General features: G+C 69.4%; 22 protein-coding genes. 11 read left to right on the top strand and 11 right to left on the bottom strand.

The genetic code is table 11. The features are described from left to right. Positions 1-265 precede the first annotated feature (265 nt). Positions 266-1,654 carry a serine hydrolase domain-containing protein gene (locus tag AXW62_RS10595; RefSeq protein ID WP_060944287.1) on the bottom strand — a complete coding sequence of 463 codons (1,389 nt, stop codon included), beginning with the start codon at positions 1,652-1,654 and terminating at the stop codon, positions 266-268. A gap of 120 nt (positions 1,655-1,774) precedes the next feature. Between AXW62_RS10595 and AXW62_RS10600 the strand changes: the two genes are divergently transcribed. The 3 genes from AXW62_RS10600 (at position 1,775) to def (ending at position 3,306) form a co-directional block, all read left to right on the top strand. Then, positions 1,775-2,206, top strand: a complete 432-nt coding sequence (locus AXW62_RS10600; protein ID WP_060944288.1) for a MerR family transcriptional regulator — start codon at positions 1,775-1,777, stop codon at positions 2,204-2,206. 38 nt (positions 2,207-2,244) lie between these two features. Beyond that, on the top strand, positions 2,245-2,583 hold the full coding sequence (trxA, locus tag AXW62_RS10605) for a thioredoxin (protein ID WP_060944289.1): 339 nt from the start codon (positions 2,245-2,247) through the stop codon (positions 2,581-2,583). 84 nt (positions 2,584-2,667) lie between these two features. After that, positions 2,668-3,306 (top strand): peptide deformylase, encoded by a 639-nt coding sequence (gene def, locus AXW62_RS10610; protein WP_060944290.1) that lies wholly within the window; start codon positions 2,668-2,670, stop codon positions 3,304-3,306. 168 nt (positions 3,307-3,474) lie between these two features. Here the strand turns inward: def and AXW62_RS10615 are convergent, their stop codons facing one another. From AXW62_RS10615 to dnaB, 3 genes are all read right to left on the bottom strand, one after another. Next, on the bottom strand, positions 3,475-4,719 hold the full coding sequence (locus AXW62_RS10615) for an amidohydrolase family protein (protein WP_060944291.1): 1,245 nt from the start codon (positions 4,717-4,719) through the stop codon (positions 3,475-3,477). 102 nt (positions 4,720-4,821) lie between these two features. Continuing rightward, complete coding sequence (locus AXW62_RS10620; RefSeq protein ID WP_079105768.1) at positions 4,822-5,268, bottom strand: Rrf2 family transcriptional regulator; 447 nt, start codon at positions 5,266-5,268, stop codon at positions 4,822-4,824. A gap of 206 nt (positions 5,269-5,474) precedes the next feature. Continuing rightward, on the bottom strand, positions 5,475-6,950 hold the full coding sequence (dnaB, locus tag AXW62_RS10625; protein ID WP_030827712.1) for a replicative DNA helicase: 1,476 nt from the start codon (positions 6,948-6,950) through the stop codon (positions 5,475-5,477). 460 nt (positions 6,951-7,410) lie between these two features. Between dnaB and AXW62_RS10630 the strand changes: the two genes are divergently transcribed. Further along, entirely contained in the window at positions 7,411-8,751 is a 1,341-nt protein-coding gene (locus AXW62_RS10630; RefSeq protein WP_060944292.1) for an MATE family efflux transporter, read from the top strand. A 248-nt stretch (positions 8,752-8,999) separates the two neighbouring features. Here AXW62_RS10630 and rplI read toward each other — a convergent pair whose 3' ends face one another. The 4 genes from rplI to rpsF all read right to left on the bottom strand — a co-directional run bounded on the left by rplI (position 9,000) and on the right by rpsF (position 10,751). After that, on the bottom strand, positions 9,000-9,446 hold the full coding sequence (gene rplI, locus AXW62_RS10635; RefSeq protein WP_030827716.1) for a 50S ribosomal protein L9: 447 nt from the start codon (positions 9,444-9,446) through the stop codon (positions 9,000-9,002). An 18-nt stretch (positions 9,447-9,464) separates the two neighbouring features. Beyond that, the gene (gene rpsR / locus AXW62_RS10640) at positions 9,465-9,701 is read right to left on the bottom strand and encodes a 30S ribosomal protein S18 (RefSeq protein ID WP_003978893.1); all 237 of its coding nucleotides are present in this window, start codon (positions 9,699-9,701) and stop codon (positions 9,465-9,467) included. A gap of 104 nt (positions 9,702-9,805) precedes the next feature. After that, positions 9,806-10,378: a single-stranded DNA-binding protein gene (locus AXW62_RS10645; protein WP_060944293.1), complete on the bottom strand. Its 573-nt coding sequence runs from the start codon at positions 10,376-10,378 to the stop codon at positions 9,806-9,808. 82 nt (positions 10,379-10,460) lie between these two features. Continuing rightward, positions 10,461-10,751 (bottom strand): 30S ribosomal protein S6, encoded by a 291-nt coding sequence (gene rpsF / locus AXW62_RS10650; protein WP_030827724.1) that lies wholly within the window; start codon positions 10,749-10,751, stop codon positions 10,461-10,463. A gap of 228 nt (positions 10,752-10,979) precedes the next feature. Between rpsF and AXW62_RS10655 the strand changes: the two genes are divergently transcribed. From AXW62_RS10655 to AXW62_RS10665, 3 genes are all read left to right on the top strand, one after another. Further along, positions 10,980-11,297 (top strand): hypothetical protein, encoded by a 318-nt coding sequence (locus AXW62_RS10655; protein WP_030827727.1) that lies wholly within the window; start codon positions 10,980-10,982, stop codon positions 11,295-11,297. 118 nt (positions 11,298-11,415) lie between these two features. Continuing rightward, complete coding sequence (locus AXW62_RS10660; protein WP_030827729.1) at positions 11,416-12,534, top strand: lipid II:glycine glycyltransferase FemX; 1,119 nt, start codon at positions 11,416-11,418, stop codon at positions 12,532-12,534. 66 nt (positions 12,535-12,600) lie between these two features. Next, positions 12,601-13,632 carry an alanine racemase gene (locus tag AXW62_RS10665; protein WP_030827732.1) on the top strand — a complete coding sequence of 344 codons (1,032 nt, stop codon included), beginning with the start codon at positions 12,601-12,603 and terminating at the stop codon, positions 13,630-13,632. Between the two features lie 36 nt (positions 13,633-13,668). Here AXW62_RS10665 and AXW62_RS10670 read toward each other — a convergent pair whose 3' ends face one another. Beyond that, the gene (locus tag AXW62_RS10670) at positions 13,669-15,156 is read right to left on the bottom strand and encodes a glycosyltransferase family 87 protein (protein ID WP_060944294.1); all 1,488 of its coding nucleotides are present in this window, start codon (positions 15,154-15,156) and stop codon (positions 13,669-13,671) included. A gap of 220 nt (positions 15,157-15,376) precedes the next feature. Then, positions 15,377-18,064: a transglycosylase domain-containing protein gene (locus AXW62_RS10675; RefSeq protein ID WP_079115562.1), complete on the bottom strand. Its 2,688-nt coding sequence runs from the start codon at positions 18,062-18,064 to the stop codon at positions 15,377-15,379. A gap of 357 nt (positions 18,065-18,421) precedes the next feature. Here AXW62_RS10675 and AXW62_RS10680 point away from each other — a divergent pair, with 357 nt between their 5' ends. The 3 genes from AXW62_RS10680 to AXW62_RS10690 all read left to right on the top strand — a co-directional run bounded on the left by AXW62_RS10680 (position 18,422) and on the right by AXW62_RS10690 (position 21,686). Beyond that, positions 18,422-19,132, top strand: a complete 711-nt coding sequence (locus AXW62_RS10680; RefSeq protein ID WP_060944295.1) for a PadR family transcriptional regulator — start codon at positions 18,422-18,424, stop codon at positions 19,130-19,132. Between the two features lie 49 nt (positions 19,133-19,181). Next, the gene (locus AXW62_RS10685) at positions 19,182-20,264 is read left to right on the top strand and encodes an inositol-3-phosphate synthase (RefSeq protein WP_030827744.1); all 1,083 of its coding nucleotides are present in this window, start codon (positions 19,182-19,184) and stop codon (positions 20,262-20,264) included. A gap of 84 nt (positions 20,265-20,348) precedes the next feature. After that, the gene (locus tag AXW62_RS10690) at positions 20,349-21,686 is read left to right on the top strand and encodes an MFS transporter (protein WP_060944296.1); all 1,338 of its coding nucleotides are present in this window, start codon (positions 20,349-20,351) and stop codon (positions 21,684-21,686) included. A 5-nt stretch (positions 21,687-21,691) separates the two neighbouring features. On the opposite strand, the gene AXW62_RS10695 is transcribed toward AXW62_RS10690, so the two are convergent. Continuing rightward, positions 21,692-23,182 (bottom strand): CCA tRNA nucleotidyltransferase, encoded by a 1,491-nt coding sequence (locus AXW62_RS10695; RefSeq protein ID WP_060944297.1) that lies wholly within the window; start codon positions 23,180-23,182, stop codon positions 21,692-21,694. A gap of 179 nt (positions 23,183-23,361) precedes the next feature. Here AXW62_RS10695 and AXW62_RS10700 point away from each other — a divergent pair, with 179 nt between their 5' ends. Next, positions 23,362-25,719: a DUF6049 family protein gene (locus AXW62_RS10700; protein WP_079115563.1), complete on the top strand. Its 2,358-nt coding sequence runs from the start codon at positions 23,362-23,364 to the stop codon at positions 25,717-25,719. Positions 25,720-25,741: the final 22 nt, after the last annotated feature.

Here is a 25,741-nt window from a genome sequence, read left to right on the forward strand (position 1 = left end):
GCCCCCGCCACACCGGCCGTACGCCCCGCCCCGGCCCGGACAACCGGGCTCGTCCAGCACGCCGCGCCCCACCCCGACCCGGACAGCCCCACTCACCCAGCACACCCCGCCCCCGCCACGACAGCCCCGCCCACTCGGGAACACAGCCCTCTCCAGTCGGCACACCCCGCCCCGGCCAGGACAGGACGTCAAGCCGGAAGGCGGAGCCGCCCCGCCCGGCCCAAGGAAAGCCCCGAGGGCCGCCGCCGGACGCGGTACGGCCCCCTCAGAGGCCGCGCCAGCCCTCCGGGTCGACCCCGCCGGGCACCACGCCCTCCGGGCCGTAGGGCTCCCGGGTGAACACGAAGGTGCCCAGGTCCAGATGGGCGGGGGCGTCGCCCTCACCCTCCACCACGCGCAGCGTCTCCCCCGCGTAGTAGCCGTCGAGCCCCGTCCAGGTGCCGTCCGGCTCGGCCCTGAAGCGCGAGGCCCGGCCCGCCCCGGCGGCCGGGGACAGCTCCAGTCCGCGGTCCGCGCGCAGCCGCAGATGGTACGGGCGGGCGCCCCAGTACCAGGGGCCGGTGAGCGCCAGCAGCGCCGGATCCGCCTCGAGCAGCGGCCGCCAGGGCGCCGGGATACGGGGCTCGTGCTCCGCCACGATTTCTATGAGGTCGGCGGCGATGGCGCCGATCGTGGGCCCTGATGTGGCATTGGCCAGCGCGATCCCGGCCAGCCGGTCCTCCGGGCTCACCCACAGCGAGGCCAGGAAACCGGGCATGGAGCCGGTGTGGCCGTGGAGGTAGCGACCGCCATGGCGGATGAGCTGCGTCCCCAGGCCGTAGCCGCCGTCCCAGTCCCCCTCCTCGGGGGCGACGGCGGGCGCCCGCATCTCGGCGAGCGACTCGGCGCCGAGCACCCGCTCGTCCCCGTCCAGCAGGAAGGCGGCGAAGCGGGCCAGATCCCCGGCGGTCGACCAGAGCTGCCCGGCCGGCCCCATCCGCCCGGTGTCCTCGGCCGGTTCGGGCAGGATCACATCCGCCCAGGGGTGCACGGCCCATCCCCCGGCGTGCGGGGCCCGCGGCTCGAGCGACGTACGCCCCATCCCCAGCGGCTCCAGCACCTCACGGGTGAGCACCTGGCCCCAGGGGGCGCCGCGCAGCCGCTCGACCAGCGCGCCGAGCAGCGCGAATCCGGGGTTGGAGTAGTGGTGGCGGCGGCCCGCGGGGTACACCACCGGGCGCTCGCCGAAGACATCGGCCGTCTCGGGCCGCAGCGCCCCCGGCGTGCGCTCCCACCACGGGCCGCGCGGCTCGGCGGCGAGACCCGCGGTGTGGGAGAGGAGCTGGGCCACGGTCGCGCCCCCGGCCTCCGGCACGTCCAGATGCTTGGCCAGCGGATCGCCGAGGTCCAGCAGCCCCTCGTCACGCAGCCGCATCACCAGCACCGCCACGAAGGTCTTGGTCAAGGAGCCGATGCGGTACTGGGTGTCGGCGTCCGGCGCGTGTCCCTCCACGCAGCTGCGCGAACCCGTCCACACCAGCTTCCCCTCCCGCACCACGGCCCCCACCAGGGACGGGGCACGGCCCTCAACCTGGCCGAGGGCGACGCGCCGCAGCAGGGCACGACGGGTGGCGGGCAACGGCTCGGCGAACTCGTCCGCGTCGAGTGTGGTCATGTCGGCACTGTACGGCCAGGGTCCGACAATCCCGGCCGTTCGTCCTTCGGCCGTCGGCGTCCGGGCCCTTCGGAGCCGGGCTCTGGCCTTGACGTCAGGGTCAAGGTCTACCGTCGCAGCATGCGGATCGGAGAGCTGGCCGAACGGGCGGGTACCACCACCCGCACCCTGCGCTACTACGAGTCGCTCGGGCTGCTGCCCGCGCGCCGCACCGGCAATGGTTACCGGTCGTACGACGAGGAGGACCTGCGGCTGCTTCAGCAGATCCGCACGCTGCGGGACTTCGGCTTCGAGCTGGAGGAGACGCGTCCGTTCGTCGAATGCCTGCGCTCCGGCCATCCGGCCGGGGACTCCTGCCCCGCCTCGCTGGAGGTCTACCGGCGCAAGCTGGCCGAGCTGGACGAGTGCATCGCCCGGCTGAGCGCCATCCGGGAGCGGGTCGGGACGCAGCTCGCCCAGGCGGAGCGGGCCCGCGCGGAGCTGGAGGCCGCGGCGACGGCACCCGAAGGGGCCCCGGAGCCGCGCTGCGAACTGACGCCGCCCGGCCAGTGAACCGCCCGTCACCACGACGGCCACGAAGGAGAGACGAGATGACGCTGACGCACACCGGGGGAGTGGCCACGGTCACGGACGCCACCTTCGCCGAGGAGGTGCTGGCGGCGGAGCTGCCGGTGCTGGTGAAGTTCACCGCCTCCTGGTGCCCGCCGTGCCGGATGATCGCTCCGGTGCTGGCGGAGATCGCCCGGGAGGAGGGCCACCGGCTGAAGGTGGTCCAGCTGGACGTGGACGCGAACCCGTCCACCACCCTGGCCTACGGGGTGCTCTCGATGCCGACGCTGATGCTGTTCCGGGCGGGTGAGCCGGTGCGGTCGCTGGTCGGGGCCCGTACCAAGCGGCGGCTGCTGGAGGAGCTCGGTGACGCGATCTGACACATGAGCGGGCCGCGGCCGAACCGCCCCTGCTACGTTGGCCGGACGTGACCAGCAACGGGGGCGGAAAAGGTGAGGTCAGCGGTGCGCGTCCTGGTGCAGGGAAAACCCGTCGGTTCCTATCCGGCCCTCCCTCCCGAGGCCGAGCGCGGTTCCCCGCGTCGGATCACCGAGGTCGGCGAGGAGGTGCTCCGCCGCCCCTGCCGGGAGGTGACCGAGTTCGGCACGCCCGAGCTGAGCGCCCTCATCGACGACATGTTCCTCACCATGTACATCGCCGAGGGCGCCGGGCTGGCCGCCAATCAGGTCGGCGTCGACCTGCGGCTGTTCGTCTACGACTGCCCGGACGACAACGGCGTACGGCATGTCGGTCACATCCTCAACCCCGTCCTGGAGCAGCCCGACCCGGCCGACCGGCTGCTCATCGAGGAGGCCGAGGGCTGTCTGTCCGTACCGGGCGCGCGGATGGACGTACCGCGCACCGACCGCACCGTGGTCCGCGGTGCGGACAAGGACGGGAACCCGCTGGTGATCGAGGGCACCGGCTACTTCGCCCGGTGTCTGCAGCACGAGACCGACCACCTCTCGGGACATCTCTACATCGACCGGCTCTCCAAGCGCGACCGCAAGGAAGCGCTGCGGCAGATGGCGGACCTCCATGAGCAGGTCCTCGCCCGGCGCGTGGAGAAGGCGGCGGCCCTGGGCCACCAGCTGAAGCCCTGACCCGGCTCGCCCGGGGCCCCGCAGGGCCCGCTGTCGCCGGCACGTTGACCTGTTCGACGTGCGGCATCTCCCGGCGGGCCGCTCAGGGGGCACGGACCACCGGCTGCGGTGTGCCGGCGCCGGGGTAACCGGTGAGGACGGTGGCGGGAAGGCGCGTCGCGGACGTGGCTAGCGCTTGTCGACGACGATCTCGCCGTTCAGGATCGTCATGCCGAGTGCGCGAAGGTTGCTGATGTCCTGGGTGGGATCGGCGGTCAGCACGATCAGGTCGGCGCGCTTGCCGGGGGCCACCGTGCCGAGATCGGGGCGGACGCACTGCCGCGCCGCGCCGCTGGTGGCTGCGACGAGCGACTGGACGGGTGTCATTCCCGCCGCGACCATCAGCTCGGCCTCCTCCAAGGTGTTGGCCCCGAACAGGCCCCGGCCACTGAAGGTGTCGCTGCCCAGGGCGATGCGCACGCCGGCGTCGGCGACCTTCTTGACGTTGCCCCGGGTGTCCGGATGGGTCGCGTCGTGGATCCAGAGCGTCGGTGTGTAGGTGATGTCGCGCTCGAGCATCAGTTCGACAAGCGAGTGATCCGTGATGGGTTCGACCGTGACACCATGCTCCAGGCCGTCCGCGCCCGCCTCGATCGCTTCGCGGGCCGCGGCCTGCTGGGTCGTGTGGACGGTCACCCTCAGACCTCGCTCGTGCCCGGTTTCGATGCCCGCCCGAAGGAAATCGAGGGGGAGCCGCACAAGCTCGACGGCGACCGGAAAAGCGGCGTTCCGCCAGACGTACGGGGGCGATCCGGCGCAGGCGCACGCACCCTCCGAGAGAAGTTTGATCGCGTCCACCTTCCGGTCGGCCAGATGATGCACCAGATCACGCATCTGCCGCACGCTGTCGGCCTCGCCCGTGAACCGTGCGCGTGCCCACGGGTTGCCGCCGAAGACGGTGGCCGCGGGATGTCCGTCGCGCCCGGTGATGCCGCAGCCGGTCGCCAGCAGCCGCGGTCCTCGTAGCGTGCCCGCAGCGATCTTGGCCCGCGTCTCCAGGATCCCCCCGGTCGGATCGCCCACCGACTTGATGGTGGTGACCCCGTGCTGGAGGAACAGGTCGAGCCGTCCGGGAAGCTCGTCCTCCTCGAACCTCCGCATCGACTCCTGATCGGACACCGCGAGGACGTCGTAGAAGTGGAGGTGTGTGTCGATCAGGCCCGGCATCACCCAGCCCTCCGCCGCGTCGACCTCCTTCCTGCCCCTCAGCGGCTCTGCCGAGACGGCGGCGATCTCTCCACCGTTGATGGCGACGTCGTGCGGCCCGGCGAGCGCCTTGTGGCCGTCGAAGACGTGCGCACGGCGGATGACGAGGTCGTACGTCGCGGGATCGCGGCCTTCGGTGCTCGTGGTCACCTCGGGTTCATGGGCCATCGCTCTCACTCCTGATCGGGCGGCGTCCGGCTTGACTGCCACCGCCGTGGTTACAGTTAGGGTAGAAAAAGTGGCGGAGGGCATGCCTCCGCCATTACTCGGTCAGCTGTCCACCGGCGCGGGTTCGCGCTCGTTGGCCAGCACCCGCCGGAGCAGGTGGGCGATCGTCGTTCGGCCGAGCCGTTCCTCCATGGCCCGTTCGGCGTCCCGGAACTCCACCTCGAGCAGGGCGGAGATGTTGCGGCCGACCTCGCACGCGTCGCTGGGCGGATGGGCGTGCCGCGACAGGATCCGCCCCTCCTCGACGGCCGCGTAGGCGTCGTAGAGCGTGATGTCCCGTGGGGCACGGGCAAGGGACCAGCCGCCGCCGCGGCCCTCGGTGGACCACACCAGGCCGGCGTTTCGCAGACTGCCCAGGATGCGCCGCACGAGCACCGGATTGCTCGCCAGGCTGTCCGCGATCTCCGCGGAGGTCAGCGAACGGTCGCCCCAGCGCGCCAACATGGTGAGCGCGTGGATCGCGACCGCACTCCTGCTGCTGAGACCCACCGTCTTCCCTTCGCGACCTGAGCGGCAACGATCTGACCGACGATCTAACTGTAACGAACCTAGTTACAGTTAATGCGCCTGTCAATCCGGTGCTCGCCGGGCCGGGGCGTCCCCGCTGCCGCCGAGGTGGCCGGGACCGGTAGCGCGCGGTGCGCATGCGCATCTCCCGTCGGCGGAGCCCAGCCGCGCGGCCCTACAGGTCCGCGTCAGGTCTGGGCCATGTCCACGAAGCGGGAGTAGTGGCCCTGGAAGGCGACCGTGATGGTGGCCGTGGGACCGTTACGGTGCTTGGCCACGATCAGATCCGCCTCGCCCGCACGCGGTGACTCCTTCTCGTAGGCGTCCTCGCGATGGAGCAGGATGACCATGTCCGCGTCCTGCTCGATGGATCCACTCTCCCGGAGGTCCGAGACCATCGGCTTCTTGTCCGTGCGCTGCTCGGGGCCTCGGTTGAGCTGGGAGAGCGCGATAACCGGCACTTCCAGCTCCTTGGCCAGCAGCTTCAGGTTTCGCGACATGTCCGAGACCTCCTGCTGACGGCTCTCGGGGCGCCGGGCACCGCCGGACTGCATCAGCTGGAGGTAGTCGATGACGACGAGCTGGAGGTCGTTGCGCTGCTTGAGCCGACGGCACTTGGCGCGGATCTCCATCATCGACAGGTTCGGGGAGTCGTCGATGTAGAGCGGGGCCTGGGAGACATCCGGCATCCGCCGGGCCAGCCGCGTCCAGTCCTCGTCGGTCATGCTGCCGGAGCGCATGTGGTGCAGCGCCACCCGGGCCTCGGCGGAGAGCAGACGCATCGCGATCTCGTTGCGCCCCATCTCCAGCGAGAAGATCACGCTCGGCATGTTGTGCTTGATCGAGCAGGCCCGCGCGAAGTCGAGGGCCAGGGTGGACTTGCCCATCGCGGGACGCGCGGCGATCACGATCATCTGGCCCGGGTGCAGCCCGTTCGTCAGGGAGTCCAGGTCGGTGAAGCCGGTGGGCACCCCCGACATCTGTCCGCTGCGGGAGCCGATCGCCTCGATCTCGTCGAGCGCGCCCTCCATGATGTCGCCGAGCGGCAGGTAGTCCTCGCTGGTGCGCTGCTCGGTGACGGCGTAGATCTCCGCCTGGGCGTTGTTGACGATCTCGTCGACGTCACCGTCCGCCGCGTATCCCATCTGGGTGATGCGGGTGCCGGCCTCGACGAGGCGGCGCAGCACGGCCCGCTCGTGGACGATCTCCGCGTAGTACTCGGCGTTGGCGGCGGTGGGGACCGACTGGACGAGGGTGTGGAGATACGAGGCCCCGCCGACCCGGGCGATCTCACCGCGCTTGGTCAGCTCCGCGGCGACGGTGATCGGGTCGGCCGGCTCGCCCTTGGCGTAGAGATCCAGGATGGCCTGGTAGACGGTCTCATGGGCGGGCCGGTAGAAGTCATTGCCCTTGAGGACCTCCACGACGTCGGCGATGGCGTCCTTGGAGAGCAGCATGCCGCCGAGCACGGACTGCTCGGCGTCGAGGTCCTGCGGCGGTACGCGCTCGAAGCCGGAGCCCTCCCAGGGGGAGCCGCCGCCTCCGTCACGGTCCTGCTGACCGCCCCGGCCGCCGCCGTCACCGCGGCGGAAGCGGGGGGACGGGAAGCGGTCGGACGGGCCGGAGTCCGCCCACGGATCGTCCATGGGCTCGGGCACGCTCACCCCGCCACCTCCTCCCGTCCGCGAAGCGAACCTCGCCGTGCCCGTCCTTCCTACGGCACGGCTATGACACAACAGAGCGGCCGGCTTTCCGGACACGGCGCATCGGAGACCGGGGGTTCCGGGGCCGGATCGGGTGGCGGACGCCGGACCACGTTAGGCCCGTCGGCACCACCAGCCAACTTGGTTATCCACAGGGCATGTGGATGATGCGACCCATCCTGTGGGTAAGTCGCGCGAACCTGTGCACGGGTCGGGGGACAGCGCTGTGGACAAACCCGCAATCACCCCGAGAAGGCAAGCCTGACCTGCGATTTCTCTATCCAGGGGCTGTGCAGAAGAAAAACTTCTGCCCCCAGCGCAAGATCGCGACAAAGGGCGCAGAGAAGATCGTCCCGCGCGCCGCCTTGTAAGGACTGCTATTGGCTTGTGTCTCTTACCTGTGGACGATTACATTGCCCTCATGACACAGACCTCCACGAGTGCGCGGAGCACCCTGCGCCACCACGACCGCGAGATCATCGCGCTCGCGCTTCCCGCCTTCGGCGCACTCGTGGCGGAACCCCTCTTCGTCATGGTCGACAGCGCCGTCGTCGGTCATCTGGGCACCGCCCAGCTGGCCGGTCTGGGGGTCGCCGCCGCCCTGCTCGCCACCGCCGTCAACATCTTCGTCTTCCTCGCCTACGCCACCACCGCGGCGGTGGCCCGACGCGTCGGCGCCGGCGACGTTCCCGGGGCCATCCGGCAGGGCATGGACGGCATCTGGCTGGCCCTGCTGCTCGGCGCCGCCGTGATCGCCGCCGCTCTTCCCACCGCCCCCGCCCTCGTCGATCTCTTCGGCGCCTCGGACACCGCCTCCCCCTACGCCGTCACCTATCTGCGGATCAGCACGCTCGGCATCCCCGCGATGCTGGTGGTGCTCGCCGCCACCGGCGTCCTCCGCGGTCTCCAGGACACCCGCACCCCGCTGTATGTCGCCGTCGGCGGCTTCGGGGCCAATGCCGCGCTGAACGCCGCCCTGGTCTACGGGGCCGGGCTGGGCATCGCGGGCTCCGCCTGGGGCACGGTGATCGCCCAGAACGCCATGGCCGCCGTCTACCTCACCGTGGTCATCCGGGGCGCCCGCCGCCATGGCACCTCGCTGCGGCCCGATGCCGCCGGGATACGGGCCTCCGCCCACGCCGGGGCACCGCTGCTGATCCGTACGCTCTCGCTGCGTGCCGTGATGCTGATCGCGACGGCCGTCGCGGCCCGCCTCGGTGACACCGACATCGCCGCGCATCAGATCGTGCTCACCCTGTGGAATCTGCTGGCGTTCGCCCTGGACGCCATCGCCATCGCGGGTCAGGCGATCATCGGACGCTATCTGGGCGCGGGCGATGAGGAGGGGGCACGGGCCGCCTGCCGCCGGATGGTGCACTGGGGCATCGCCTCGGGCATCGTGCTGGGTCTGCTGGTGGTCGCCTCCCGGCCGCTGTTCATCCCCCTGTTCACCACCGATCCCGCGGTACGGGACGCCCTGCTGCCCGCCCTGCTGGTGACGGCCCTCGTCCAGCCGGTCTCCGGGGTGGTCTTCGTTCTCGACGGCGTGCTGATGGGGGCGGGCGACGGGCCCTATCTGGCCTGGGCGATGATCGCCACCCTGGCCGTCTTCGCCCCGGTGGCGCTGCTGGTGCCATGGCTCGGCGGGGGACTGACCGCGCTGTGGTGCACCATGGCGCTGATGATGTCGGTCCGGATGGCGACCCTGTGGCTGCGCAGCCGCTCCGGCCGCTGGATCGTCACCGGCGCGGTACGAGGCTGAGCCGGACCGAGCCACGCCCCGGATGCGCTCCGACACGGTGCCTCGAAAAAGACGTCCTCGAACACGACGCCCCGACACGATGCACTCCAACACGCACCCGGACGGAACGGCGGCCCCGGGCACGGCGCCCCGCACCCCGCACCCCGCACCCCAGGACGTCCAGCCCCCGCACGGCGGAGGGCCGCACCCACACGGGGTGCGGCCCTCCGGTGCATGGCGCACGGTGCCGAAGGCGACCGTCGCGGTCGTCAGGCGGCGACGACCTCGACGCCGACCTTGGCGGCAACCTCGGCGTGCAGACGGACCGAGACCTGGTGCGCACCCAGGGTCTTGATCGGCGCCTTCACCTCGATACGGCGCTTGTCCACGTCCGGACCACCCGCGTCCTTGATCGCCGAAGCGATGTCGGCCGGGGTCACGGAGCCGAACAGCCGGCCGGCGTCGCCGGCGCGGGTCTTCAGCTGCACCTTGACGCCCTCGAGCTGAGCCTTGACCTCGTTGGCCTGCTCGATCGTAGCGATCTCGCGGATGCGACGACCGCGGCGGATCTGCTCGACGTCCTTCTCGCCGCCCTTGGTCCAGCGGATCGCCAGACCACGCGGAACCAGGTAGTTACGTGCGTAACCGTCCTTGACGTCCACGACGTCACCGGCGGCACCGAGGCCGGAGACCTCGTGGGTGAGGATGATCTTCATGACTCGGTCACCCTTCCCTTATCGCGCGGTGGAGGTGTAGGGCAGCAGCGCCATCTCACGGCTGTTCTTCACGGCCGTGGCGACGTCACGCTGGTGCTGGGTGCAGTTGCCGGTGACCCGGCGGGCACGGATCTTGCCGCGGTCGGAAATGAACTTCCGCAGCAGGTTCGTGTCCTTGTAGTCGACGTAGGAGATCTTCTCCTTGCAGAACACGCAAACCTTCTTCTTAGGCTTGCGAGCAGGCGGCTTCGCCATTGTCTCTCTCCAGTGTGATCAAGAAGTTTGTGCTGGTCGCCCTGACCAGACCGCGCGCTGTTTCACGTGAAACGGGCCGTTTCACGTGAAACACCGCCCCGGGCCTAGAAGGGCGGCTCGTCCGAGTAGCCGCCGGAGTTGCCGGAGCCGCCGCCCCAGCCTCCACCGCCGCCCTGGCCGCCGGCCGGTGCGCCGGTCGCCCACGGGTCGTCGGCCGGAGCGCCGCCGCCCTGCTGACCGCCGCCGGGGCCACCGCCCCAGCCGCCTCCGCTCTGGCCGCCGCCACCGCCGTAACCACCCTGACCACCGCGACCGGTGGTCTTGGTGACCTTGGCTGTGGCGTTGCGCAGGCTGGCGCCGACCTCGTCGACATCCAGCTCATAGACCGTGCGCTTGATCCCCTCACGATCCTCGTAGGACCGCTGCTTCAGACGGCCCTGCACAATGACGCGCATGCCGCGCTGAAGCGACTCGGCCACGTTCTCCGCGGCCTGCCGCCACACCGAGCACGTGAGGAAGAGGCTCTCGCCGTCCTTCCACTCGTTGGTCTGCCGGTCGAAGGTGCGGGGAGTGGACGCGACGCGGAACTTCGCGACCGCCGCACCGGACGGGGTGAAACGCAGCTCGGGGTCATCGACGAGATTGCCGACGACCGTGATGACGGTCTCGCCTGCCATTGGGGGAACCTCTCGGCGGGTACTGCTGGGCTGCTTGCTACTCGTTGCGATACGGCCCGATGACCGCTGAACGCTTACGCGGTCAGTGGGTCTCGGGACGGAGGACCTTGGTCCGGAGGACCGACTCGTTCAGGTTCAGCTGGCGGTCGAGCTCCTTGACGACCGCGGGCTCGGCCTGCAGGTCGATGACCGAGTAGATGCCCTCGGGCTTCTTCTTGATCTCGTACGAGAGACGACGACGGCCCCAGGTGTCGACCTTCTCGACCTTGCCGTTGCCCTCGCGGACGACGGAAAGGAAGTTCTCGATCAGCGGGGAGACAGCGCGCTCCTCGAGATCGGGGTCGAGGATGACCATCACCTCGTAGTGACGCATGTGGAACCCACCTCCTTTGGACTCAGCGGCCACGGTCGTTCCGTGGCAGGAGGGTCGTGATGCGTTCCGCGTCGGCGTCTGTGCAGACACCACCGCGGACGGTACACAGTACCCGGCTACGGCCTCCCGCTTGAAATCCGGGCGTCTTGGCCCGCAATCTGTACACATCGGGTGTGAGCGGCATTACAGTTCGCCGCCTTGCTCTATGTGCCTTCCTGGAGGTGCCCCATGGCACAGACAGCACGACCCCATCACGGCTTGCTCTCCTTCCTGGACACCGACGGCAAGTCCCATCCCGTCGAGAACACCCTCGCCGTGACCACGCTGGTGATCGGGGCGATCGCCTTTGTAACGGCGCATTTCACCCAGCTCCACCTGCTCAGCTCGTGGACCGGGCTGATCGGAATGATCACCGGAGCCTGGGGCCAGCTGATCTCCGCGACCACCGGTGAGCGGTTCCTGCTGATCCTCGGGCTCGGTGCCTCGGCGGTCGGTTTCTACCTCGGTATGGCCCACGGAGGACTCTTCGGCGGCGTGCTCGGCTGAGCCCGGCCGGAGCCTGGTTGTCCCCAGGCCCGAACGGGGCGTGCCCCTGTCGCAGTAGGCTTCGGCGCGAGAGCCGGAGCCCCGACCCTGGGGACACACCTGCCGAGGAGCGCCCCGCATGAGCCTGACCCTGAGGACGATCAGCCGAGAGCAGCATCTGGCGTACATCCAGAGTCTGCAGGCGGCCAGCCACATGCAGGTACCGGCATGGGCTGACGTCAAGTCGGAGTGGCGCTCGGAGAACCTCGGCTGGTTCGACGCCACGGGCCAGCTCGTCGGCGTCGGTCTCGTCCTCTACCGCCAGCTGCCCAAGATCAAGCGCTATCTCGCCTATCTTCCCGAGGGTCCGGTCATCAACTGGTACGCGCCCAACCTCGAGGAGTGGCTGCGCCCGATGCTCGCGCATCTGAAGCAGCAGGGCGCGTTCTCCGTGAAGATGGGCCCGCCGGTCATCATCCGCCGCTGGGACGCCTCCGCGATCAAGTCCGGTATCCAGAACCCGGACGTCAAGCGGTTGCGCGATGTCGAGGCGACCTTCATCGAGCCGCGCGCCTTCGAGGTCGCCGATCGGCTGCGGCGCATGGGCTGGCAGCAGGGCGAGGACGGCGGGGCCGGCTTCGGTGACGTCCAGCCGCGGTACGTCTTCCAGGTGCCGCTGGCCAACCGCTCCCTGGAGGACGTCCACAAGGGCTTCAACCAGCTGTGGCGCCGCAACATCAAGAAGGCCGAGAAGGCCGGTGTCGAGGTCGTCCAGGGCGGCTACGAGCATCTGCCCGAGTGGCAGCGGCTCTACGAGATCACCGCGGAGCGCGACCATTTCCGGCCCCGCCCGCTCAGCTACTTCCAGCGCATGTGGACGGCCCTCAACACCGAGGATCCCAACCGGATGCGCCTGTACTTCGCGATGCACGAGAACGAGGCCGTGGCCGCCGCCACGATGCTGATCGTCGGAGGCCATGTCTGGTACTCCTACGGCGCCTCCGCGAACCACAAGCGCGAGGTCCGGCCCTCTAACGCGATGCAGTGGCGGATGCTCCGCGACGCGTACGCCCTGGGCGCGACCGTCTACGACCTGCGCGGCATCAGCGACTCCCTCGATGAGACAGACCATCTCTTCGGTCTGATCCAGTTCAAGGTGGGCACCGGTGGGCAGGCTGCCGAATACCTCGGCGAGTGGGACTTCCCGCTCAACAAGCTGCTGCACAAGGCGCTCGACATCTACATGTCGCGCCGTTGACCACGATTCGCTGTTTCCCATACCTCCAATACACCGCGGCTACGAGAAAGGTTCCGGGACCGGCCAATGGCGCTCACCCTCTACGTCGACACCGCGCGCTGGCGGGCGCACCAGCAGATGGTGATCCAGCAGTTCCCAGGGATAGTCCCGGTCTGCAAAGGCAACGGCTACGGCTTCGGCCATGAGCGGCTGGCCGAGGAAGCCGCCCGCATCGGCACCGACATCCTCGCGGTCGGGACCACGTACGAGGCGGCCCGGATGAAGGACTTCTTCAGCGGTGACCTGCTCGTCCTCACCCCGTTCCGCCGCGGTGAGGAGCCGGTGCCGCTGCCGGACCGGGTGATCCGCTCGGTCTCGTCGGTCGACGGCGTCTACGGCCTGGTGAACGCCCGCGTGGTCATCGAGGTCATGAGCAGCATGAAGCGGCACGGCGTCACCGAGGAGGACCTGCCCAAGCTGCACGCCGCGATAGAGAACGTCCGGCTGGAGGGGTTCGCCATCCACCTCCCGCTCGACCGCACCGACGGACTGGACGCGGTGGAGGAGGTCATCGCCTGGATGGACCGGCTGCGGGCCGCGCGGCTGCCGCTGCACACCATGTTCGTCAGCCACCTCAAGGCCGAGGAGCTGGGCCGGCTGCAGCAGCAGTTCCCGCAGACCCGCTTCCGGGCACGCATCGGCACCCGGCTGTGGCTGGGCGACCACGATTCGACGGAGTACCGGGGCTCGGTGCTCGACGTCACGCGGGTGGCCAAGGGCGACCGCTTCGGCTACCGCCAGCAGAAGGCCGCCTCCGACGGTCATCTGGTCGTCGTCGCGGGCGGCACCTCCCACGGCGTCGGGCTGGAGGCCCCCAAGGCGCTGCACGGTGTGATGCCCCGTGCCAAGGGGGTCGCCCGCGCCGGTCTCGCCACCGTCAACCGCAACCTCTCGCCGTTCGTGTGGGCGGGCAAGCAGCGGTGGTTCGCCGAGCCGCCGCATATGCAGGTGTCCATCCTGTTCGTGCCCAGCGACGTCCTGCCGCCCCAGGTGGGGGATGAGCTGGTGGCGCATCTGCGGCACACCACGACGCAGTTCGACCGGCTGCTGGACCGCTGAACCCGTGCCGCCGGGAGTGAGTGCCGCCTTTGGAGCTCACTCCCGGCGAACGCCCCAGTCCACCAGCGCCGCGCCGTCGTACCGGGACGCGCGCCGCCCCTCTCCCAGCACGAACGCGTCCGGGGCCCGGTCCAGCACGCCTCCCCCGGGGTCGTCCGATCCGCCCTGCCGCACCGGGTCCCGCTCGGGCACCAGCGCGTCCCGCACGACCAGGGCGCACAGATAGAGCGTCCCCAGCAGATGCACGGCGATCGCCAGCTGATAGCCCTCCGCGGGCAGCCCCCGGTGCTGATCGCCGCTGCCCGTGTACGCGAGGTACATCCAGATCCCGAGGAAATACATCACCTCGCACGCCTGCCAGACCAGGAAGTCCCGCCAGCGCGGCCGTGCCAGCGCCGCCAGCGGGACCAGCCACAGCACGTACTGCGGTGAGTAGACCTTGTTGGTGATCACGAACGCCGCGACGATCAGGAAGGCCAGCTGGGCCAGGCGCGGGCGGCGCGGGGCGCACAGGGCGAGGGCCGCCACACCGACGCAGGCCAGGACCATCAGAAGGGTCGCGTAGGTGTTGACGTCCTCCATGGGGTTCCCGGTGCGCTGCGAGATGATCAGCCACAGGGACCCGAAGTCGACGGGGCGCTCCTGGCTGAAGGTGTAGAACGTCTTCCAGCCGTCCCGGAGGTGCAGGCCCCCGCCCTCCGTGGTGATCATCACGGGGACGTTCACCACGAGCCAGGCGGCCACCGCCCCGCCGGCCGCCGACCAGAAGGCCCGCAGCCGCCCCGCCCGCAGGCAGAGCACCAGCAGCGGGCCGAGCACCAGCACGGGGTAGAGCTTCGCGGCCGTCGCGAGCCCCAGCAGCACACCGGCGGCCACCGGACGGCTGCGGGACCACATCAGCAGGGCGGCGGCCGTGAGCGCGACGGCGAGCAGATCCCAGTTGATCGTGGCCGTGAGGGCGAAGGCGGGGGCCAGGGCGACCGGCAGCGCGTCCCAGGGACGGCGGCGGTGCGTACGGGCCGCACAGACCGCGATGACCGCGGTGCAGGCCATCAGCATGCCCGCGTTGACCAGCCAGTAGATCTGCTCGCGGTGCTGGATGGAGCCGCCGTGCGGGGTCATCCAGGAGGCGACCTCCATGAAGAGCCCGGTGAGGACCGGATACTCCAGGTACTGCATCCCGCCCGAGACGCTGTCCGGTATGCGGTCGAAGTACGGGACGAGGTCGTTGGCGAAGCCCCGGCCGTTGTAGAGGTGCGGTATGTCGGAGTAGCAGGCGTGGGTGTACTGGGCGGTGGCGCCGTAGAACCAGCCGCCGTCGTAGCACGGCAGCTTCTGCACCATGCCCAGGGCAAACATGCCGATGGCGATGATCGCCACGATCCGCACCGGAGTCCACCAGCTCGTGCCGAGCAGGGCCCGGCGTCCGGCCGGCCCACCGATCAGCTCGCTGCCGGCCGCGGCCACCGGGTCCTCGGCGGTCGGCCTGACGGGCTGTGCCTGTGGGTCCTCGCGCACGCTCATGGCCTCCATCCTGCCGTACGCGCCCAGCGGGAGAAGTCAGGACCGCCCCAGCGGCCGCTGAGCGCGCCGTGGACGCATGGAGGCGCTCGGGGCCGGGGAGCGGGGTGCGAGCGGCGCAGAGGGCCGTCCAGGGCCGTGAACGGCGCCGGCCGCGCCGGAGCGGGGTTCGCTCCGGCGCGGCCGGCGAGTCGTGAACGGGTCGTACGGGGCGTACGGGGCGCTAGTTCTTCCTGCGGGGCCCGGACGGGCCGCCGAAGATACCGCCGCTGGGGCCGCCCGGCTGGTCCGTGGACGGCGACGTGGAGGGATCGCCCGGAGAGCCGTTCCCGCCTCCGTTCTCCTCGCCTCCGTTGTCGTTTCCGCCGTTGTCGTGGCACTTGAGGTCCAGCGGGTCGCAGCTGTCCGTGGGGGTCGGACTGCCGGACGGGGACTCCGACGGCGACTCCGAGGGCGACTCCGAGGGCGACTCCGACGGCGACTCCGACGGCGAATGCGACGGCGGGGGCGGGGACGGGCTCGCATCCTCACCGAAGATCTTCTGACCGATCGGGGTGGCCGCGGGGAAGGCCTTGACCGGCTCGTCCTTCAGGGCGCCGCGCATGTAGTCGGCCCAGATCTCCGCCGGGAACGACGCACCGTGGATCGTCTTCTGGCCGCCCACACCGCGCATGGACAGGAACTTCTGGCTCTTGGCCTGGTCGTTGACCCGCCACATGCCGATCGCGGTGGACAGCTGCGGGGTGTAGCCGGAGAACCAGGCCGACTTGTTCTCGTCGGTGGTTCCGGTCTTGCCCGCGACCGGCCGGCCGATCTGCGCCGAGCTGCCGGTGCCGTGCTGGACCACGTTCTCCAGGACGTCGGTGACGTTGTTCGCCACGTTCGAATCGAATGCCCGCTTGAGCTCGACGTCCTTCTTGTGGTCGTAGACGGTGCCGTCCTTGTCCTCGACCCGCTCGACCGAGTACGGCTCGGCCTGCTCGCCGCTGGCCGCGAAGGTCGCGTACGCACCGGCGAGCCGGATGGCGCTGGGTGCCGAGGTACCGAGCGAGAACGTCGGGGTGATCGAGGCGAGCTGCTCCTTGCTGAGGCCCGCGGCCAGGGCCGCGTCCCGCACCTTGTCGGTACCGACGTCCATGCCCAGCTGGATGTACGGGGTGTTCACCGAGAACTGCATCGCGGTGCGCAGGCTGATCGGGCCCTTGTCCTCGTCACCGTCGTTCCTCTGGTGCCACTCCCTGCCGTCCTTGTCGTGCCAGACGGTGCCGTCGTAGTCCCGCAAGGTCACCTTGTTGTCGCCGTTGTAGACGCTCTTCGGCGAGACGAGGGTGCGTTCGGAGTCGGGCTGGTCCCGTGGGCCCTCGGGATCGCGGACGCCGTTGGTCATCGCGGCGGCCAGCACGAAGGGCTTGAAGGTCGAGCCCACCTGGACACCGGTGTAGTCGGCGTTGTTGCGATAGTGCTCCAGCGCGTCCTTGCCGCCGTAGATGGCCACGATCTTGCCCGTCTTGGGTTCCACCGAGGCACCGCCGAACTGGACGTATTTGTCCACGTCGCGCTCTTTCGGCTTGATGTTCTCCTTGGTGACCTTCTCGACCGCCCGGGTCAGCTCACTGATCTTCTTCCGGTCGAAGGTGGTGCGGATCTGATAGCCGCCCTTGTCCAGCTGCGACTTGCTGATGCCCGTGTTGGCGACGATGTAGTTGTCGGCGAGATCGGTGAGATAGCCGATCTGACCCTGCTTGTTCGTGGCGACCTTCGGGTCCCGGGGCATCGGGAACTTCTTGTCGATCCACTTCTGGGCCTCGCTCTTGGACATCCGGTTGACGGCGACCTCACGCCGGAGGATCCACTCCCAGCGGGCCTTGGCGCGCTTGGTGTTGGCCTCCTTGGTGGCCACGGCGCCGTAGCCGCCGTTGGGGTCGTAGAGGTTCGGGCCATTGAGCGTGGAGGCCAGGAAGGCGCTCTGACTCGCGGTCAGGTCCTCGCAGTCCCGGTCGTAGTAGGCGCGCGCCGCCGCCTGGCATCCGTAGGCCCCGCGCCCGTAGTACGCGGTGTTGAGATACCCCGCGAGGATATCGTCCTTGTCCATGTCCAGTCCGACCTTGACGGAGATGAACAGTTCCTTGACCTTGCGCGTGATGGTCTGCGACTGATCCAGGTAGGTGTTCTTCACATACTGCTGGGTGATGGTCGAACCACTCTGGGTCGCGCCGCCCTTGGCCATGTTGACGACCGCGCGGGCGATACCCATCGGGTCGACGCCACTGTCGTCGTAGAAGCTGGCGTTCTCCGCGGAGATGACCGCGTTCTGCATGGACTTGGGGATCTTGCTGAGGGGCACGATCTGGCGGTTGAGGTCACCACCGCCGGAGACCACCATCTGCTTGCCGTCAGCCCAGTAGTAGACGTTCTTCTGGGTCTGGGACGCGGCCTGGGCGGTCGGTACCTGCACCAGCCACAGCCCTATGCCGACGGCGCCGAGCAGCACCGCGAAGAAGAAGAGAAAGGTTCCCGTCACCAGCTTCCAGGACGGGACCCAGCGCCGGAAACCCGACTTGCCCGCGCGGGGATAGTCGATGAAGCGCTTCTTGGCGGGGCGCCCATCGCCCCCCGAGCCACGTCCGCGTCCCCCACCGGCCGCCCGCCGGCCGCCCCCGCGGCCGCCTCGCCCCGCGCCTCCCGCGCCGGGATCCGATGCTCGTCTGCGGCTGCCGCCGCGTTGGGCGGCCCGCCGGGCCGCCGCCCGGCCGCCGTAAGGACGCTCCTCCCCATGGGGGGTGGCGCCCGACCCGGCTGCGGCGTTGTGCGTCGGTGCTGCGCGGCGGCCGGACGGCTGCTGTCCGGCCCGCCGGGCCGCTGCTCGTCCGCCGCCCTGGGGCTGCGGCGGCTTGCGACGGTGCTCGCTCATGGAACGACTTCTCCTCGGGCAGGCGCTATCGCCTGAAAGCGGCAGGTGGCTTCCGGTCCCCCCCATGTGCGATCCGGTCGCACCAGGCAACCGGACGCACTGCATCCGGGACGAGGACGCATCGCGGCGTCACTTGGTTCCCATAGGTCTGCATGGCGAACAGAGTACGCACGGTCAAAACCAGCCCACCCGCCACCTTCACTCCATAACCGTCAGATTGAGTGCCACGAATTGATGATGTGACGGCGTTCACCGTGGTCCCCCTTGTCCCACCCAGAGCGCGGTTCTATCGTCTTGATGTATCGAGTCGATACATCAGCTCGGCATAGCAGGTTCATAGGAGAGGGGAGGCGGGGAATGAGCAGACGCTCCGGCGTCCTGGAGTTCGCCGTCCTCGGCCTGCTGCGTGAGTCCCCGATGCACGGATACGAGCTGCGGAAACGGCTCAACACCTCACTCGGGGTGTTCCGTGCGTTCAGCTACGGCAGCCTCTATCCCTGCCTCAAGACGCTGGTCGTCAACGGCTGGTTGATCGAGGAGTCCGGCAGCGCCTCGCAGGACGCTCTCGCCGCGCCCCTCTCCGGCCGCCGGGCGAAGATCGTCTACCGGCTGACCGCGGCGGGGAAGGAGCGGTTCGAGGAGTTGCTCTCCCAGACCGGGCCGGACGCCTGGGAGGACGAGCACTTCGGCGTCCGTTTCGCCTTCTTCGGCCAGACCTCACGGGACGTCCGGATGCGGGTGCTCGAAGGGCGGCGCAGCCGCCTGGAGGAGCGCCTGGAGAAGATGCGCGCCGCCATGGCCCGTACCCGCGAGCGGCTGGACGACTACACCCTCGAACTCCAGCGACACGGTATGGAGTCGGTGGAGCGCGAGGTGCGCTGGCTGAACGAGCTGATCGAGAGTGAGCGGGCCGGCCGCGATCAGCGCGGCGGCGCCGCCGGGCAGGACCGGACGACCGATCGGGATGCGGACCGGTCTCCACAGCAGGACCAGTCAGGAGATGCGGACGGCCCGCCCCGGCACCGGGGTGGTTCCCGGCCGGATCCGTCCGATGACACCGCCAAGTGAGGCCCGGCGTCCGCGGGGCCTCGTCCAGTACACACAGGGAGCAACCGGAATGGGTTCGGTTCGTGTAGCCATCGTCGGCGTGGGCAACTGCGCCGCCTCGCTGGTACAGGGCGTCGAGTACTACAAGGACGCCGACCCGGACACCCGCGTGCCGGGTCTGATGCACGTGCAGTTCGGCGACTACCACGTGAAGGACGTGGAGTTCGTGGCCGCCTTCGACGTGGACGCGAAGAAGGTCGGCCTGGACCTCGCGGACGCCATCGGCGCCAGCGAGAACAACACCATCAAGATCTGCGACGTGCCGACGACCGGTGTCACGGTCCAGCGCGGCCACACCCTCGACGGACTCGGCAAGTACTACCGCCAGACCATCGACGAGTCCGACGAGGCCCCGGTCGACGTCGTCCAGGTCCTCAAGGACAAGCAGGTCGACGTTCTGGTCTGCTACCTCCCGGTCGGCTCCGAGGACGCCGCCAAGTACTACGCCCAGTGCGCCATCGACGCGAAGGTCGCCTTCGTCAACGCGCTCCCGGTCTTCATCGCCGGCACCAAGGAGTGGGCGGACAAGTTCACCGAGGCCGGGGTGCCGATCGTCGGTGACGACATCAAGTCCCAGGTCGGCGCGACCATCACGCACCGCGTGCTGGCCAAGCTGTTCGAGGACCGGGGCGTCGTCCTGGACCGCACCATGCAGCTGAACGTCGGCGGCAACATGGACTTCAAGAACATGCTCGAGCGCGAGCGTCTGGAGTCCAAGAAGATCTCCAAGACCCAGGCCGTCACCTCGCAGATCCCCGACCGTGATCTGGGCGCCGACAACGTCCACATCGGCCCGTCGGACTACGTGGCCTGGCTGGACGACCGCAAGTGGGCGTATGTCCGCCTGGAGGGCCGCGCCTTCGGCGACGTCCCGCTGAACCTGGAGTACAAGCTCGAGGTGTGGGACTCCCCGAACTCCGCGGGTGTCATCATCGACGCGCTGCGCGCCGCGAAGATCGCCAAGGACCGCGGTATCGGCGGCCCGATCCTCTCGGCCTCCTCGTACTTCATGAAGTCGCCGCCGGTGCAGTACTTCGACAACGAGGCGCGGGAGAACGTGGAGAAGTTCATCAAGGGCGAGGTCGAGCGCTGAGCGCCGGTCGCTGATGCCCGCCGCATGATCACGGGCCTCCGGGTAATCCCCCCGGAGGCCCGTGCGGTGTGTGAGGCTGACGTCATGCCTGTTGTGCGTGATCTCCGCGTACTGCTGCAACTGCGGGACTTCCGCCGCCTTCTCGCCGTCCGTCTGCTGTCCCAGTTGGCCGACGGCGTCTACCAGGTCGCCCTCGCCACGTACGTGGTCTTCTCCCCCGAGAAGGAGACCTCCGCCACGGCCATCGCCTCCGCCATGGCCGTCCTGCTGCTCCCCTATTCCCTCCTCGGCCCGTTCGCCGGGGTGCTGCTGGACCGCTGGCGCCGGCGACAGGTGCTGCTCTACGGCAATCTGCTGCGCTCGGGGCTGGCCGCCGGAACCGCCGTGCTGATCCTCGGCCAGGTGCCGGAGTGGCTCTTCTACGTATCGGCCCTGTCGGTGACGGCCGTCAACCGCTTTGTGCTGGCCGGTCTTTCGGCGGCCCTGCCGCGGGTGGTCGACAGCCAGGAACGTCTGGTCATGGCCAACTCCTTGTCACCCACCGCGGGAACGCTCGCCGCCACGGCCGGGGGCAGCCTCGCCTTCATCGTCCGGCTCTCCGGCCCGGGAGGAACCTCATCGGACGCGCTGGTCGTCCTGCTGGGTGCCACGCTCTATCTGATCGCCGGGCTCACGGCCCTTCTGATGGCCCCCGGCCTGCTGGGACCGGACCCAACGGCCCTTCAGCCCCGCGTTTCCGCAGCCCTGTTGAGTACCGCACGGGGCCTGGTCGCGGGCGTACGCCATCTGCTGCAGCGCCGGGACCCCACCGTGGCACTGACCGCGATGACGCTGATGCGCTTCTGCTACGGCGCGCTCACGGTGACGGTGCTGATGCTCTGCCGGTACGCGTGGGCCGATACCGAATCCCAGGGGCTCGCACTTCTGGGGCTGGCGCTCGGCGTCTCGGGCGCCGGCTTCTTCGTGGCGGCGGTGATCACCCCATGGGCGGTCGGCCGGCTCAGGGTCCGCACATCGTCCCGGCCGGACGGCCGGCTCTCCTGGATCATGGTGTGCGCGGGAAGCGCGGCCCTTCTGGAACCGGGACTCGGACTGCCCTTCGAACCCGCCCCCATGCTGATCGCCGCGTTCGTCCTCGGGCTGGTCACCCAGGGAGCGAAGATCGCCACCGACACCGTGGTGCAGTCCGCGGTCACGGATGAGTTCCGTGGTCGGATCTTCTCCCTCTACGACGTGCTGTTCAACGTCGCCTTCGTGGGAGCCGCCGCGGTCGCCGCCCTGATGCTGCCGCCGGACGGCACCTCGGCCACGCTGCTGATCTGTGTGGCACTGCTCTACGCGGCCACCGCGGCCATGGTCAGGTTTCACGTGAAACATGACCGGGAGGGCACCCCCCGGAACAATGTTTCACGTGAAACGTGAGGAGATCAGCCCTCAGGCTGAGCCGCCCACCACTCCTGGAGCGCGGCGATCGCGGCATCGCGCCCCATCGGGCCGTGCTCCAGCCGCAGCTCCAGCAGATGCTTGTACGCCTTGCCGACCTGCGGGCCCGGGGGGATACCGAGAACTTTCATAATCTCGTTGCCGTCCAGGTCCGGGCGGATCGCGTCCAGCTCCTCCTGCTCCTGCAACCGGGCAATGCGCTCCTCGAGGCCGTCATAGGCACGCGAAAGCGCCATCGCCTTCCGCTTGTTGCGGGTGGTGCAGTCCGAACGGGTCAGCTTGTGCAGCCGGTCCAGCAGGGGCCCGGCGTCACGGACATAGCGACGGACGGCGGAGTCGGTCCATTCCCCCGTGCCGTAGCCATGGAAGCGCAGATGCAGTTCGACAAGGCGCGAAACGTCCTTGATCAGATCATTGGAGTACTTGAGCTTCGTCATCCGGAACTTGGTCATCTTGGCCCCCACCACCTCGTGGTGGTGGAAGGAGACCCGGCCGTCCTTCTCGAAGCGGCGCGTCTTGGGCTTGCCGATGTCATGCAGCAGCGCGGCCAGCCGCAGCACCAGATCGGGCCCCCCGGTCTCCAGGGCGATGGCCTGGTCCAGCACCGTCAGCGAATGCTCGTACACGTCCTTGTGGCGGTGGTGCTCATCGCGCTCCAGACGCAGCGCCGGGATCTCCGGCAGTACGCGGTCGGCGAGCCCGGTCTCGACCAGCAGCCGCAGCCCCTTGCGGGGGTGGTCCGACAGGATGAGCTTGTTGAGCTCATCGCGCACCCGCTCGGCCGAGACGATCTCGATACGGTCGGCCATCGACGTCATCGCGGCGATCACCTCGGGCGCCACCTCGAAGTCCAGCTGCGCGGCGAAACGCGCGGCGCGCATCATCCGCAGCGGATCGTCGGAGAAGGACTCCTCGGGCGTCCCCGGGGTGCGCAGCACCCGGGCGGCGAGATCCTCCAGTCCGTTGTGCGGGTCGATGAACTCCTTCTGCGGAAGTGCCACCGCCATCGCGTTGACCGTGAAGTCCCGACGGACCAGATCCTCCTCGATGGAGTCGCCGTACGACACCTCGGGCTTCCGGGATGTCCGGTCATAGGCTTCTGACCGATAAGTCGTGATTTCAATCTGGAAGCCCTGCTCCGACCCGTTTCCGGCGGATACGTCCTTGCGGCAGCCGACCGTGCCGAAGGCGATGCCGACGTCCCAGACCGCGTCCGCCCAGGGCCGGACGATCTTCAGCACCTCCTCCGGACGGGCGTCCGTCGTGAAGTCCAGATCGTTACCGAGCCGGCCGAGCAGCGCGTCCCGTACCGAGCCGCCGACCAGGGCCAGATGGAAACCGGCCTGCTCGAACCGGCGGGCGAGATCGTCGGCAACGGGAGAGACCCGCAGGAGTTCGCCCACGGCGCGGCGCTGCACCTGGCTGAGCTCGTTGGTCGGCTGCGGGGATCGGCGGTCACTGTTGGCGTTCGGCACAACAAAACAGAGTACGTGGCCGCGCGCCTCGGAGACTCCACACCAAGGCGACCACCACTGCGTAACGATCTTGTGGAGCCGTCCACAGCACTTCGTCACAGCGGGCATCGTTACCATTTCGTGGACGCACATTGTGACGACCACTGACGACCTACTGACGACGAGGGACGGGCGAGCGCGTGGCCGATGCGGCAGACCTCCGGGGGACAACTTCCGCTCGTACCCGACGATGGCTGCGGCGCACAGCGGCACTGCTCACCGCGGCGCCGATGCTCGCGGGCCTGGCGCAGCTTCCGGCGGCCCCCGCCGCCCACGCCGAGAGCAAGGCCACCGGCTCACGGTCGGTGGACGTCTCCATCACCTCCCTGACCCCCACCGCGCCGAAGAAGAGCGACACCCTCACCGTCAGCGGCACCGTCACCAACGACACCAGGACCGCGGTCTCCGACGCCCGTATCGGCCTCCGCGTCGGTCCGACCATGAACGGCCGCAACGCGATCGACACCGCCGCCCGGCGCACCGGCTACGCGGAGGGCCTCGACGGCACCGAGATCGGCGGCAAATACGCCAAGAAGATCGACAAGCTGCCGGCCGGCGCCAGCCGTGACTTCTCCCTCTCCATACCGGTCAACCAGCTGCATCTGGGGGAAGACGGCGTCTATCAGCTCGGCGTCTCGCTCACCGGCGGCACCTCCAGCCAGCCCTGGCCACAGGTGCTGGGCATCGAGCGGACGTTCCTGCCCTGGCAGTCGGGCGCACCCGCGAAGAAGTCACAGCTCACCTACTTGTGGCCGCTGATCTCCTCGACCCATGTGACCGCCCGCACGGACAACGACGAGGACCGCACCCCGATCTTCCGGGACGACCGTCTCGCGTCGGAGCTGGCCCCCGGCGGCCGGCTGCAGCAGATGGTCGCGCTGGGGAAGAACCTCCCCATCACCTGGGTGATCGACCCCGACCTGCTCGCCACGGTCGACGCGATGACGAAGAAGTACGAGGTCCAGGACGGCTCGGGCAACGGGACCAGGACGGGCCACGGACAGGCGGTCGCCAAGCAGTGGCTCGACGCCCTGCAGAAGGCCGTGGACGGCAAGCAGGTGGTCGCGCTGCCGTTCGCCGACCCCGACCTCGCCGCGCTCGCCCACCGCGGCAAGAACGTCACCGGCTCCCTCGGCCACCTCCAGGACGCCACCGAGCTCGCCTCCACGACCGTGGAGACCGTCCTCGGGGTGAAACCGCGCACGGACTTCGCCTGGCCGGTGGACGGCGCGATCGACTCCTCGATCGTGGACGTCGCCACCTCCGCGGGCGCACACAACGTCATCGCCCGCAGCGACAGCCTGCGCGAGACCGGCGGGCTCTCCTACACCCCCACCGCGGCCCGCCAGATCGGCGGCGGCAACACGGCGGTGGTCGCCGACGCGCGGCTGTCGACCGCCTTCACCGGCGACATGTCCAAGGCGGAGAACTCCACTCTCGCCATCCAGAGGTTCCTGGCCCAGAGCCAGATGATCAACCTGCAGGCGCCGGACAAGCAGCGCAGCATCGTGGTCGCCCCCCAGCGGATGCCCACCACCAGCCAGGCGCAGGCGATGGCAGCGGCCCTGGAGGGCCTCTCCGGGCAGTGGACGCAGCCGCTGAGCCTGGGGCAGGCCGCGAAGGCCAAGCCCGACCCGAACGCCACCCAGCGGGTGCCCAGCTCCCGGTCGTACCCCCGGTCGCTGCGCGCCCGGGAACTGCCGACCGAGGCGTTCCAGAAGATCCAGGAGACCCAGCGGACCCTGGACAACTTCGAGCCGATCCTCACCGCCAAGTACCGGGTGGTCACTCCCTTCGGGAACGCGATCAGGCGCGACATGTCGACCTCGTGGCGCGGCGAGGCACGGAACGCGGCCGGCTTCCGCAACGACGTGCAGACCTATCTGTCCGGGCTCACCAAGAAGGTGCGCCTGGTGCCGAAGACGGACATGACCCTGTCCGGGCGGAGCGCGACCGTCCCGGTGACCGTCCAGAACAACCTGGTGCAGGGGGTCGAGCTGCGGCTCGTCCTCAGGTCCCACCAGGGCAACCGGCTGGCGGTCAGCGAGCCCCAGCTGGTCAATGTCGAGGGCGGGCACAGCCAGTCCGTGAAGTTCGGGACCACCGCGAACGCGAACGGCCCGGTGTGGGTCTCGGCCCAGCTCTACACCCCGGACGGGCAGCCGTACGGCGACGAGATGCCGTTCGAGGTGAATGTCACCGAAATCACGTCGACCGTGATTCTCGTGATCGCGGGCGGTGTGCTGCTGCTGGTCCTCGCCGGTGTCCGGATCTACATCCAGCGCAAGCGCGCGGCCGCCAGGAGCGGTGAGGACGGCGGGGACGGGGAAGACGCCGAGGATGCGCACGGGCAGGATGAGGACGACAACGAGGCCCAGGAGACCGAACGGCGTGACCCCGCTCACGCCGTCGTGCCCGGGCAGGCGAGTGACCCGGCGCCGGACACCGGATCGCAAAGCACTGGCCCATCCGGCTCGGGTGAGAAAGTGGACCATTGAGCAATGCCGGGGCCGGTCGGCC

It is taken from the genome of Streptomyces hygroscopicus subsp. hygroscopicus (assembly GCF_001553455.1).
Classification (GTDB): Bacteria; Actinomycetota; Actinomycetes; order Streptomycetales; family Streptomycetaceae; genus Streptomyces; species Streptomyces hygroscopicus.

What these genes read in the sequence shown, in the direction of transcription:
- AXW62_RS10685 (WP_030827744.1), top strand. Translation starts at nt 19,182, where the DNA reads ATGGGTTCGGTTCGTGTAGCCATCGTCGGCGTGGGCAACTGCGCCGCC.
- AXW62_RS10595 (WP_060944287.1), bottom strand. Translation starts at nt 1,654, where the DNA reads ATGACCACACTCGACGCGGACGAGTTCGCCGAGCCGTTGCCCGCCACC.
- AXW62_RS10675 (WP_079115562.1), bottom strand. Translation starts at nt 18,064, where the DNA reads ATGAGCGAGCACCGTCGCAAGCCGCCGCAGCCCCAGGGCGGCGGACGA.
- AXW62_RS10645 (WP_060944293.1), bottom strand. Translation starts at nt 10,378, where the DNA reads ATGGCAGGCGAGACCGTCATCACGGTCGTCGGCAATCTCGTCGATGAC.
- rpsR (WP_003978893.1), bottom strand. Translation starts at nt 9,701, where the DNA reads ATGGCGAAGCCGCCTGCTCGCAAGCCTAAGAAGAAGGTTTGCGTGTTC.
- AXW62_RS10665 (WP_030827732.1), top strand. Translation starts at nt 12,601, where the DNA reads ATGGCGCTCACCCTCTACGTCGACACCGCGCGCTGGCGGGCGCACCAG.
- rpsF (WP_030827724.1), bottom strand. Translation starts at nt 10,751, where the DNA reads ATGCGTCACTACGAGGTGATGGTCATCCTCGACCCCGATCTCGAGGAG.
- AXW62_RS10690 (WP_060944296.1), top strand. Translation starts at nt 20,349, where the DNA reads ATGCCTGTTGTGCGTGATCTCCGCGTACTGCTGCAACTGCGGGACTTC.
- AXW62_RS10670 (WP_060944294.1), bottom strand. Translation starts at nt 15,156, where the DNA reads ATGAGCGTGCGCGAGGACCCACAGGCACAGCCCGTCAGGCCGACCGCC.
- AXW62_RS10660 (WP_030827729.1), top strand. Translation starts at nt 11,416, where the DNA reads ATGAGCCTGACCCTGAGGACGATCAGCCGAGAGCAGCATCTGGCGTAC.
- AXW62_RS10600 (WP_060944288.1), top strand. Translation starts at nt 1,775, where the DNA reads ATGCGGATCGGAGAGCTGGCCGAACGGGCGGGTACCACCACCCGCACC.
- AXW62_RS10615 (WP_060944291.1), bottom strand. Translation starts at nt 4,719, where the DNA reads ATGGCCCATGAACCCGAGGTGACCACGAGCACCGAAGGCCGCGATCCC.
- AXW62_RS10655 (WP_030827727.1), top strand. Translation starts at nt 10,980, where the DNA reads ATGGCACAGACAGCACGACCCCATCACGGCTTGCTCTCCTTCCTGGAC.
- AXW62_RS10630 (WP_060944292.1), top strand. Translation starts at nt 7,411, where the DNA reads ATGACACAGACCTCCACGAGTGCGCGGAGCACCCTGCGCCACCACGAC.
- trxA (WP_060944289.1), top strand. Translation starts at nt 2,245, where the DNA reads ATGACGCTGACGCACACCGGGGGAGTGGCCACGGTCACGGACGCCACC.
- rplI (WP_030827716.1), bottom strand. Translation starts at nt 9,446, where the DNA reads ATGAAGATCATCCTCACCCACGAGGTCTCCGGCCTCGGTGCCGCCGGT.
- AXW62_RS10680 (WP_060944295.1), top strand. Translation starts at nt 18,422, where the DNA reads ATGAGCAGACGCTCCGGCGTCCTGGAGTTCGCCGTCCTCGGCCTGCTG.